This is a genomic window from Parafannyhessea sp. (assembly GCF_051876455.1).
Classification (GTDB): Bacteria; Actinomycetota; Coriobacteriia; order Coriobacteriales; family Atopobiaceae; genus Parafannyhessea.
The window spans coordinates 1-10274 of the sequence record NZ_JBJEHW010000158.1; the positions used below are offsets into that span (position 1 = coordinate 1).

Below are 10274 nucleotides of genomic sequence, written 5' to 3' on the forward strand. Positions count from 1 at the left end.
GCATGGCCATGGCCGTGAGCACGGCGCTGCGCCGCGCGGTGCTGCCACCGGTGTTGGCCGACTGGTCCAATGCCCACGGCTTCCGGGATCCCGATGGAATTCACGGCACCGACGATTCGTTCTTTCCGGCCTGTGCGGAGCTGTACGGGCTGAACGCGGAGCTGGTGGAAATCGTGGACGAAGCGTCATTCGACCGCGCTGCGGCGGAGATTGCGGCGGGTCACGCGATCATTTCCAACGTGGTGCCCGGTTCGCCGTTTACGAAGTGCGGGCATTACAACCTGATCGCGGACATCGAAGCAGGCCGCGTGCACATCTGCGATCCCGCGCCGGGAAACATGAATCTGCCGGACTACACCGTGGAGGAATGGCTGGCGGGCAAATGGGCGCGGCACTATATCGTGGTTTCGCCGAAATAAAGGTTCAGGAGGCTGTCCGATCGAACAGCCTCCTGTCGTTTACAGCCGCTGGCGGACGATTTCGTAGAAGCACACCGTCGCGGCGCAGCCGACGTTGAACGACGACGCGGACGAACATGCGCTCATCGGAATGGTGGCCAGCACGTCGCACTTTTCCTTGAACGCCTTGTTGAGTCCCATGGTTTCGTTGCCGATCATGATGACGGTGGGGCGGGTGAAGTCCACCTGATCGATGCGGGTCTCATGATGGGCGGTGGTGCCGACAATCTGAAGGTTCGGCCAGCGCTGCTTCAGATCGTCCAGATAGTGGTCCAGGTCTCGGTGAGGGTGCCCTCCCCGCGCTCCAGCGCCTTCTCGATAAGGGCGGCGCACGAGCCATCGACGACGGTCCTGTCGTCGGTATGGTTGATTCCATACTTGGCCAACTCTTCGATAACCATAGAACCTAACCTCCCTATTCGTACATGGACTCTTCACAAATCACTATATTGCACACGGCTTGTAACTTTCTTGAAAAAGTTAACATGAACGATATCAGACACTTCTGCTCATGCATTTCGCCGCAAACCTTGCGGCAAGGCAAACGTGGCATGGGATAATCGTGGGCAACCACGAGGAAGGGAGAAGAACGTGACGCTCTATCGCGAAGGCGGCGACGGAATCGAGTTTGCCGTCGACTCCAAGGGGGCCCAGCTCATGAGCCTCGCCAAGTCCGGTACCGAGTACCTCTGGCAGGGGGACCCGACGTGGTGGCCGCGCAGGGCGCCCGTGCTCTTCCCCATCGTCGGCAACATCAGGAACGACCGTGCCCACTCGGCCCAGGGCGAGGTGATCCTCAAGCGCCACGGGCTCGCCCGCAACCTCGAGTTCGCGCCGCTCGACGCGCCCAAGGGCACGCTCGCCTTCCGCCTCGACTCGAGCGCGGAGTCCCGCAAGGCGTTCCCCTACGACTTCGGGCTCACGATGACCTACCAGGCCTCCGACGGTCGCCTCACCCAGACGTTCGAGGTCGAGAACACCGGCAGCGAGACGCTTCCCTTCGTGCTCGGCGGCCACCCCGCGTTCAACGTGCCCGTCGCCAAGGACGGGGGCGAGTCCTTCTCGGACTACCGCCTCGAGTTCTCACGCCCGTGGACGTACGCAAGCCCGCGCATCGACACCTCGACCGGCCTGCTCGACTTCGGCGACCGCTTCGAGCTCCTGCGCGACGCGAGCGTCCTGCCGCTCACGCACCGCACCTTCGACGTCGACACCCTCGTCTTCGAGGACGTGCCCGACCGCACCGTGCGCCTCGTCGGCCCGAGCGGCCACGGCATGCAGGTCGACTTCGACGGCTTCGACTACCTGGGCGTCTGGTCCGCCGCGCACGACGCGCCGTTCGTGGCGCTCGAGCCCTGGACCGGCTGCGCCACGGCGACCGACGAGGACGACGAGTTCGAGCACAAGCGGGGCATGACGCTGCTTCCCGCGGGCGAGAAGTTCGTGAGGTCCTTCTCGCTCATGCCCCTGTAGGCTCCAATCGCACATGGCCCGATTCCTCGATGCCGCCGGGCCATGCAAAGGGGGTGCGTGCCGCCTCGGTTGGCACGCACCCCCTCATTTGTCTTGCCTTTAGCGTGGAAGTCCTACTTGCCCAGGAGCTCCTCGACGTCGAGGGCAATCATAAGCTCCTCGTTCGTCGGGACGACGAGCACCTTGACCTTGGAGTCGGGCGTGGAGATGACGCGGGGGTCGTCAGAGCGGACCTCGTTGGCCTTCTCGTCGATCTTGACGCCCAGCCACTCGAGCTGCTTGGCGACGCCCATGCGCATGGTGGCGGAGTTCTCGCCGATGCCCGCGGAGAACGCCATGGTGTCGAAGCCGTGCATGGACTGAGCCATCTCGGCGATCAGCTGCGAGGTGCGGTAGTAGAACATCTCGAGCGCCATCTGGCAGTTCTTGTCGCCGTTGTTCGCGCCGGCCTCGATGTCGCGGGAGTCGGAGGAGACGCCGGAAAGCGCGAGCAGGCCGGACTGCTTGTTCATCATGGTGTCGACCTCGTCGATCGTGTAGTGGCCCTCGCGGACGAGGTAGCAGACGGTCGCCGGGTCGATGGTGCCGCAGCGCGTGCCCATGATCAGGCCGTCAAGCGGGGTGAGGCCCATGGTGGTGTCCATGTCGTGGCCGTCCTGGATAGCGGAGAGCGATGCGCCGGAGCCCAGGTGGCAGCTCACGAGCTTGTGGACGTCGCCCTTGAGGAACTCGTTCGTGGTGCGCCAGATGTAGCGGTGCGAGGTGCCGTGGGCGCCGTACTTGCGGATGTGCAGCTTGTCGACCACGTCACGCGGCAGGGCGTAGCGCCAGGCCTTCTCGGGCATGTTGTAGTGGAACGAGGTGTCCGCGACGATCACGTTGCCGATGGAGGGGAACATCTCGCGGCAGATCTCGATGACGTCCGCCTCGGCGTAGTTGTGGAGCGGTGCCAGCGGGGCGACCTCGCGGACCCAGCCCAGGGTCTCGTCCGTGACGACCTTGGACTCGGGGAAGTACCAGCCGCCCTGGACCACGCGGTGGCCGATGCCCTCGATCTTGCTCTGGTCAAAGCCGGCGCCGTTCAGGATGTCGAAGACGTGCTTGATGGCCGTCTTGTGGTCGGGCAGCGCGACCTCGAGCTTCTGCTTGCCGGCGCCCTTCTCCTCGTGGCCGATGAAGGAGCCGTCGATGCCGATGCGCTCGCAGTTGCCCTTCGCGAAGACCTCGCGCGTCTTCGTGTTCAGAAGCTGGTACTTGAGCGACGAGCTTCCGGCGTTGATGACCAGAACGTTCATGTGTCTCCTCTCGCATGGGGCGCTGCCACGCCCGCTTCCCTTTCACAAGTTTGGCCCGCGCCGCCACCTTCCGGCCACGACGCGGGTCCAAGAATGACACTCACATGATAGACATTTCCGTCGGGTAAGGGTCTAGAGGATCTTCTCGCCCAGCTTCTTCCCGCCAAGCACATGCAGGTGCAGGTGCATGACCGTCTGACCGGCCGCGGCGCCCGTGTTCGCGATGACGCGGAAGCCCTCCTTGTCGATTCCGGTCTTCTTCGCGACCTCCTTCACGGCATGCGCCATCGCGGCGAGCACCTCGCCGGGGACGTCGTCGATCAGATTGTCGTAGTGGTCCTTGGGGACCACCAGCACGTGCACGGGGGCCTGGGGGTTCATGTCCTTGAAGGCGCACACGAGGTCGTCCTCGTACACGTAGTCTGACTCGATCTCGTGGTTAGCAATCTTGCAGAAGATGCAGTCGTCCTTGGTTGCCATGTCTCGTTCCCCTCTAATGGAAGTCCTTCTCGCCCTGATCGTACCCTACTCGTCGATGAAGGCCGTCGCCGGCGCGGCCGTCGTGTCGGTCCCCACGGATGCGTCCGTGGCGTCGAGCAGAACCTGCACCTTCTGCTCGGCGTTCGCCAGGCGCTCGCGCAGGCTCTTGAGCAGCTCGACGCCCCTCGTGTACTTGCTGAGCGACTCCTCGAGCTCGAGGTCGCCGGCCTCGAGTGACCTCACGATCTGCTCGAGCTCGATGGACGCCTCCTTGAACGACATCTCGTCAATGTTCCTGTACTCTTCCGCCATCGTTCCTCCTAGGACGAGGTTTGTGCCTTGTCATTTCCCGGGTCCGCCGAAACCGAGCTTACCGTCGCGCCAAAGGACCCACTGCCGAGAAGGACGGTGACGTCCTCCCCCACGCTCAGCCGCGAGGCGTCGCTCACGACGTGCCCCTCGGCGTCCCTCGCAATCGCGTACCCCCTCGCGAGGACCCGGAGGGGCGACAGCGCGTCCAGCGAGCCGGCGCTTGCGCGAAGCTGCGCCTCGAACGGCGAGAGCAGCCTCCTGCCCGCCGCGCCGAGCGCACGGGCGTCCTTCTCGAGCGACTCCCTTGCGCGGGACACGACCCTCGGCATCGCGGCGTTCAGCCGCTCCTCGGTCAGGTTGAGTTCCCCCGCCCGCACCTCGAACGGCGCCATCGGGTCAGAGAGGCAGCGCCTGGACGCGAGCGACTCCACGTACGCCCGCTTTGCCTGCAGGTACGTGGCCATCGCGCGCCTCGAGGACTCCCCCAGCTGCGCGACCGTTGCCTCCTCGCTCGCCACGAGGTTCTGCATGGTCCGCTCGAGCCTGACCTTGCGGTCGTTTATCTGGTTCACTATCTCGTCGAGCGCGGGAGCGACGGACTCCGCGGCGGCCGTCGGCGTCGAGCACCGCCTGTCCGCCACCATGTCGCAGATGGACGTGTCAGGCTCGTGGCCGATGCCCGTCACCACGGGTACGGGGCATGCCGCCACTGCACGCGCAAGGGACTCGTCGTTGAAGGTCATGAGGTCCTCGAACGAGCCACCGCCCCTCACGAGCAGGATGGCGTCGGGCCTTGCCTCTGCCGCGACCCTCAGCGCGCGAATGATGCTCTGCGGGGCGCCGGGCCCTTGCACCGTGCAGCCCGCCTCCTGGATGACGACGAGTGGGTTGCGCCTGGCAAGCGTGCGCTTCACGTCGTCGATCACGCTTCCGGAGAGCGAGGTGACCACGCACACGCGCGAGCAGAAGCGCGGTATGGGACGCTTGCGCTCCTGCGCCATGAGGCCCTCGGCCTCGAGCTTCCTCGCAAGCTCGGCGACCTGCTGCCTGAGGAGCCCCTCGCCGGCGAGGCTAACGCTCTTGGCAACGAAGGAGAGCCGACCCGACGCGGCGTAGATGTTGAAGTGGCCGGTCATGAGGACCTTCATGCCGTCCTTGAGCCTGAACCCGCACTTCTGGTACGTCCCGCGCCAGACGATGGCGTCCATGGCGGACTGGTCGTCCTTGAGCTGGAAGTAGCAGTGTCCTGACCTTGCGTTGGGTCCCCTGAAGCCGCTGACCTCGCCTATGACGGCAAGCGTGGGAATGGCGTCCACGTGGGCGCTCGCCACCATGACCGCCTCGTGGACGGAGAGCGCCTCCGACTCCTTTGCGACGGCCATGCTAGTTCCTGCTGTCCGTGCGGCCCATCAGGTACACGAGCTGGAGGACCGAGATGAGTGCCGCGGCGACGTACGTGAGCGCGGCGGCCGTCAGCACCTGGCGGGCGCCCTTCTCGTCTATCGCACCGCCAGCGGTGGAGAGGTACCTCACGGCGCGCTTGGAGGCGTCGATCTCGACGGGGAGGGTGACCAGCTGGAACAGCACCGAGAACGCGAACAGCGCAACGGCGAACTGCGTGAGGCCCACAAGGCCGAGCGCCATGCCGATGACGAGCACGACGATCCAGATCTGCTGCGTGAAGTTGACGACGGGGACGAGCGCGGTGCGGAACTTGCCCATGGCGTAACCCTTGGCCGTCTGCACGGCGTGACCGGCCTCGTGGCAGGCGACCGCGACAGATGCGACGGAGCCGCCCTCGAAGTTCTCGGCCGAGAGGTGCAGGTTGTTGTCGCGCGGGTCAAAGTAGTCCGTCAGGTGCCCGTCTACCCTGCCGATGCCCACGTTGGGCGCGCCCTCCGAGTCGAGCATCTGGCGTGCCACCTGCGCGCCCGTCCTGCCCGTGGAGGCGGGAACGCGCGACCACTTCTTGTACTGGGAGTTGATGTAGGACTGCGTGATGCCGCCCAGGACGATGGAGAGGATGACGATCCCCAGGTAGGCGAAGTCCATTCCGTAGCCGTAATACATGATCTGCTCCGATCTGCTAATCGTTTGAGTCCCTTTTACCCAACGCGGCGGACATAAATTCGCCTACAGGACCTCGACCCGACCGTCCTTCACGGTGAGGCCGACCTTGCCGGAGAGGAGCGACTCGAGCTGCCGGCCGGCGATCTCGTAGCGCCACGACTTCATGAGCCTGGAGCCCGGGCGTCCTGCGGCGACGTCCAGCAGGTCGTCGCGCGTGGCTATGACCTGCGTGGCGACGCCGCTCTTCTCGGATATGAGGCGGAGCATCGCGTACATGAGGTCCACGACGCTCTCGGACTCGGCGGAGGGACGGTCCTTGCGCTTGGACTCCGGGTAGTCCTCCGGCGGGCAGGCCTCGCCCTTGCGCACGGCCTCCACGAGGCCGCGGGCGTCGCGGTCGGCCAGTTGCTCCGTGCCGCGGATGCGCCTGAGCCTGTCCACGCTCTTGGGCACGCGCTTGCAGCACTCGACGATGACCTCGTCGGACACGACCCACTTGCGGGGGATGTTGCGCCCCGCGGCCGTGACGTCGCGCCAGGCGCTCACCTCGCGGGCGACGGCCAGCTGCTTGCGCGTGAGCGACCCCGCGCGCTTGAGGTGCAGGTAGGCCTGCTCGGGCGGACGCGAGAAGTGCTCGGCGCTCGTGACCTCGGCCATCTCGGGCTCGACCCACCAGAGCCTGTCCTTCTCCCTCAGCTCGTCCATCATCTGGTGGTAGATGCGCGGGAGGTAGATCACGTCGTCCTCGGCGTACTTGAGCTGCTCCGCGTCGAGCGGGCGGCGCGACCAGTCCGTGAGCGACTCCGCCTTGGGCAGCCGCACGCCGCAGCACTGCTCGACCAGGGCACCGTAGCCGATCTGCTGGCGGTAGCCCAGGAACGCAGCCGCGACCTGCGTGTCGAACACGGGGGCGGGCACGCAGCCCATCTCGTGGAGAATGACCTCGAGGTCCTGGCTGCAGGCGTGGAAGACCTTCGTGATGCCGGGGTCCTCGAGCAGCGCCTTGAGGCTCGAGAGGTTCTGGATGAGGATGGGGTCGACGGCGGCGGACTCGTCCTCCGTCGCGACCTGGATGAGGCAGAGCCTGGGATAGAAGGTCTTCTCGCGAATGAACTCGGTGTCGACGGCGAGCACCTTTGACCCGGACGCACGCTCGCAGAACGCGGCGAGCTCCCTCTTGTCGGAAATGTACAACGGGACTCTTTCCATTTGGGAATTTGTCGGACTGACGCCGCGTTCGCGCATGCGCTATCCTTTGTGGTCGTGGCGCCCGCAGTCGCGGCATCGCCACAACATCATACATAACAAGGCGGGAGGGCACCGTGCGCATCCTCATCGTTCACAACCTTAAGTCCGGCATCGGGTCGAGCGACATCTTCGACTTCGTGCACGCCATCATCCGCGAGGACGACGAGATAGTCATCCGCGGGCTGGACCCCGCCTCCGCCGGCCACGAGGAGCTTCGCGACGCGGAGTCCTTCGACCTCGTGGTGCTCTCGGGCGGCGACGGCACCGTGACGAGCCTGCTGTACGAGCTGCGCGACCGCAACGTCCTCACCTGCGTCTTCCCCTCCGGCACGGCGAACCTCGTGTTCGAGAACCTCGCGAACGCGCCCGAGCCCGCGTCCATCGCGGCCGCCTGCCGCGAGGGCTACTACGTGAGCGCGGACTACGGCGAGATCTCGTGGGTCGACACGGACGGCAACCACGACTCCAGGGGCTTCGGCCTCATGGCGGGCTCCGGCTACGACGCCATCCTCATGCGCGAGGCCATCCCCGGCAAGCAGGTCATCGGCGAGGCCGCGTACTTCACGGCGGCGCTCGCGAACGCGCACCCCAAGGTCGAGCACTTCACCATCACGGTCGACGGCGAGACCTTCGAGCGCGACGGCATCGCCTGCATCGTCGCGAACACCGCCAAGATGCAGGCCGACATCCAGATCGTGCCCGACTGCTCCATGTCCGACGGCAAGATCGACGTGATCGTGCTCGAGACCTCCGACGCCGTGCAGCTCCTCGTCCCCATCTTCACGGGCCTGTTCGACAAGGAGGCCAAGGGCGGGCGGCCCTTCATCGAGCACTTCGCGGGCAGGGAGGTCGAGGTCCGCACGGAATCGCCCATTCCCATGCAGGTGGACGGCGACACCATCCCCGGAACGGTGCTCGGCTACAAGGCGCACGTGATCCCCCACTGCAACAAGCTCGTGGTCGACCACGCAAGCCCCTACTTTGACGAGAAGAACCGCGTCACGTTCGACTAGCGCCTCGGGAAGCGCAGTTTTTCGGGAGGGTGCAGCTTGTACTCATACGACAGCAGGGTCCGCTACAGCGAGTGCGCGGCGGACGGGCGGCTCTCGGTGCTCGGCCTCGTGAACCTCATGCAGGACTGCTCCACGTTCCAGTGCGAGCACGTGGGGCTCGGCCTTGACGACATGCGCCGCAACCACTACGCGTGGTTCCTCTCCGCGTGGCAGATCCAGATCGACGACCTCCCCTCCTTTGGCGAGGAGATAACCACCAGCACGTGGAGCCACGGGACCAAGCGCCTTCTCGCGTACCGCGACTTCACCCTCGGGCGCCGCGGCGAGCCGCCCTGCGTGCTGGCGGACTCCCTCTGGTTCGTGTTCGACACGGAGCTCGGCCGGCCCGTCAAGGTCCCGGAGCGCCAGATGGTCTACGTGGAGGACACGCCCCGCGTCGACCTTCCTCCCACGAGCCGCAAGATCGCCGTCAGCGGCAGCTTCGCGGAGGCCGCGCCCATAACGGTCACGCGTCAGCACCTCGACACCAACCGCCACGTCAACAACGCGCAGTACATCCAGATGGCGCTCGACGCCCTCGACGAGCTTGGCGACGCCCTTCTCCCCTGGCGCATCACGGTCCAGTACGAGGCGATGGCGCTCCTGGGCGACGTCCTGGTGCCGCAGGTCTTCGAGGGGGAGCACGCGCGAACCGTGCGCCTCGCGAAGCCCGACTCGCCGGACGGCGAGTTCTATGCGACGGTCAGGATCGAGGAGCGCGCCAGGGGCGAGGCCAGGTGAGCACCGTGAACGTGGTGGCGGCAGTCATCTGGAAGGACGGCCGCGTCTATGCGGCGCACCGCACGCACGGCGAGCTCCTTGGCTGGGAGTTCCCGGGCGGCAAGGTCGAGAAGGACGAGGCGCCTGAGCAGGCGCTGCGCCGCGAGGTGCGCGAGGAGCTCGGGCTCGAGCTCTCGGCCACGTGGTACCTGGACACCGTCGAGCGTGACTACCCAACGTTCCACCTGCACATGGACGTCTACGTCTGCATCCCGCTGCCCGGCACCGAGCCGCACTCCAACGAGCACGACGCGGAGCGATGGCTCGGCCAGGACGAGCTCCTGGACGTGGACTGGCTCCCGGCGGACGCGGACGTCGCACGCAGCCTCGGCATGGCATGGGACGAGGTCTTTACCGAGGGCCGGCTCTAGCGGGCGAGGCCGCAGCATCGTTCGAGCTGCTATCATAGGGCGGAAAGCGACCACGGGAGGATACCCATGCAGCAAGACCAAAGCCAGGGCACGGGCACGCCGGAGGCGCCCCAGCCCAGCCCCGAGCAGGCACAGATGGTTCCGGCACCGACGCCCGAGCCCCACGTGATAGAGACCGCCTCCGCCACGACCTCGCCCGACAACGCCAACTCGGGCGCGAAGCCCGTGGTGATCGCCGCGGTCGGCGTGATCGTCCTTCTCCTCCTCTCCAGCGCCATCGGCTCCTTCGTGACCGGCTTCGTGGGCTACGTCGTCGATCGCGCATACCAGAGCGAGGGTTCCGGCAGCTACTATCAGAACGACAGCCAGGACCACGACCAGTACGAGGACACCGACGACGGGGCGTACGGGCTGGGCGAGGGCGCATACCACGCGCCTGCCGGCACCACATCCACGAACCACCTTGGCTAACACGCGAACGGAGGCCAGACATGAGCAAGGCTGACGACATCTTCATCGCCATGTGCAAGGACATCATCGACAACGGAACCACCACCAAGGGCCAGAAGGTCCGCCCGCACTGGGAGGACGGCACGCCCGCCTACACCATCAAGCAGTTTGGCGTGTGCAACCGCTACGACCTGCGCGAGGAGTTCCCCGCGCTCACGCTGCGCCGCACGGCGCTCAAGAGCTGCATGGACGAGGTCCTGTGGATCTACCAGCGCAAGTCCAACA

Annotated in this window: 15 protein-coding genes; 7 read left to right on the forward strand and 8 right to left on the reverse strand. The window is 65.9% G+C overall.

Going from position 1 to position 10274, the window contains the following annotated elements:
- Positions 1–419, forward strand: a 419-nt coding sequence (locus tag ACI38Z_RS06840) for a hypothetical protein (protein ID WP_439789442.1), incomplete at its 5' end; no start/stop codon positions are given.
- Positions 420–458: 39 nt separating this feature from the next.
- On the opposite strand, the gene ACI38Z_RS06845 is transcribed toward ACI38Z_RS06840, so the two are convergent.
- Positions 459–734 carry a TrmH family RNA methyltransferase gene (locus tag ACI38Z_RS06845; RefSeq protein ID WP_439789455.1) on the reverse strand — a complete coding sequence of 92 codons (276 nt, stop codon included), beginning with the start codon at positions 732–734 and terminating at the stop codon, positions 459–461.
- Positions 710–859, reverse strand: coding sequence for a hypothetical protein (locus ACI38Z_RS06850; RefSeq protein WP_439789456.1), 150 nt, complete (start codon positions 857–859; stop codon positions 710–712). The genes ACI38Z_RS06845 and ACI38Z_RS06850 overlap by 25 nt, the downstream gene beginning before the upstream one ends.
- Before the next feature lie 190 nt (positions 860–1049).
- Between ACI38Z_RS06850 and ACI38Z_RS06855 the strand changes: the two genes are divergently transcribed.
- On the forward strand, positions 1050–1931 hold the full coding sequence (locus ACI38Z_RS06855) for an aldose 1-epimerase family protein (protein WP_439789443.1): 882 nt from the start codon (positions 1050–1052) through the stop codon (positions 1929–1931).
- 113 nt (positions 1932–2044) lie between these two features.
- On the opposite strand, the gene ACI38Z_RS06860 is transcribed toward ACI38Z_RS06855, so the two are convergent.
- The 6 genes from ACI38Z_RS06860 to rnd form a co-directional block, all read right to left on the reverse strand.
- A complete protein-coding gene (locus ACI38Z_RS06860) occupies positions 2045–3226 on the reverse strand; it encodes an acetate/propionate family kinase (protein ID WP_439789444.1) in 1182 nt (393 codons plus the stop codon).
- Positions 3227–3358: 132 nt separating this feature from the next.
- Positions 3359–3706 (reverse strand): histidine triad nucleotide-binding protein, encoded by a 348-nt coding sequence (locus tag ACI38Z_RS06865; RefSeq protein WP_439789445.1) that lies wholly within the window; start codon positions 3704–3706, stop codon positions 3359–3361.
- A gap of 45 nt (positions 3707–3751) precedes the next feature.
- Positions 3752–4018 (reverse strand): exodeoxyribonuclease VII small subunit, encoded by a 267-nt coding sequence (gene xseB / locus ACI38Z_RS06870; RefSeq protein WP_439789446.1) that lies wholly within the window; start codon positions 4016–4018, stop codon positions 3752–3754.
- An 8-nt stretch (positions 4019–4026) separates the two neighbouring features.
- Positions 4027–5400, reverse strand: coding sequence for an exodeoxyribonuclease VII large subunit (gene xseA / locus ACI38Z_RS06875; protein WP_439789447.1), 1374 nt, complete (start codon positions 5398–5400; stop codon positions 4027–4029).
- A gap of 1 nt (position 5401) precedes the next feature.
- Entirely contained in the window at positions 5402–6088 is a 687-nt protein-coding gene (locus ACI38Z_RS06880; RefSeq protein ID WP_439789448.1) for a zinc metallopeptidase, read from the reverse strand.
- Positions 6089–6151: 63 nt separating this feature from the next.
- Complete coding sequence (gene rnd, locus ACI38Z_RS06885) at positions 6152–7282, reverse strand: ribonuclease D (RefSeq protein ID WP_439789449.1); 1131 nt, start codon at positions 7280–7282, stop codon at positions 6152–6154.
- Between the two features lie 128 nt (positions 7283–7410).
- On the opposite strand from rnd, the gene ACI38Z_RS06890 reads away from it, so the two are divergent.
- The 5 genes from ACI38Z_RS06890 to ACI38Z_RS06910 form a co-directional block, all read left to right on the forward strand.
- The gene (locus tag ACI38Z_RS06890) at positions 7411–8349 is read left to right on the forward strand and encodes a diacylglycerol/lipid kinase family protein (RefSeq protein WP_439789450.1); all 939 of its coding nucleotides are present in this window, start codon (positions 7411–7413) and stop codon (positions 8347–8349) included.
- Positions 8350–8385: 36 nt separating this feature from the next.
- Positions 8386–9129 carry an acyl-[acyl-carrier-protein] thioesterase gene (locus ACI38Z_RS06895; protein ID WP_439789451.1) on the forward strand — a complete coding sequence of 248 codons (744 nt, stop codon included), beginning with the start codon at positions 8386–8388 and terminating at the stop codon, positions 9127–9129.
- Positions 9126–9539: a (deoxy)nucleoside triphosphate pyrophosphohydrolase gene (locus ACI38Z_RS06900; RefSeq protein ID WP_439789452.1), complete on the forward strand. Its 414-nt coding sequence runs from the start codon at positions 9126–9128 to the stop codon at positions 9537–9539. The genes ACI38Z_RS06895 and ACI38Z_RS06900 overlap by 4 nt, the downstream gene beginning before the upstream one ends.
- 66 nt (positions 9540–9605) lie before the next feature.
- On the forward strand, positions 9606–10010 hold the full coding sequence (locus ACI38Z_RS06905) for a hypothetical protein (RefSeq protein ID WP_439789453.1): 405 nt from the start codon (positions 9606–9608) through the stop codon (positions 10008–10010).
- A gap of 20 nt (positions 10011–10030) precedes the next feature.
- On the forward strand, positions 10031–10274 hold a 244-nt coding region (locus ACI38Z_RS06910), incomplete at its 3' end, for a thymidylate synthase (RefSeq protein ID WP_439789454.1).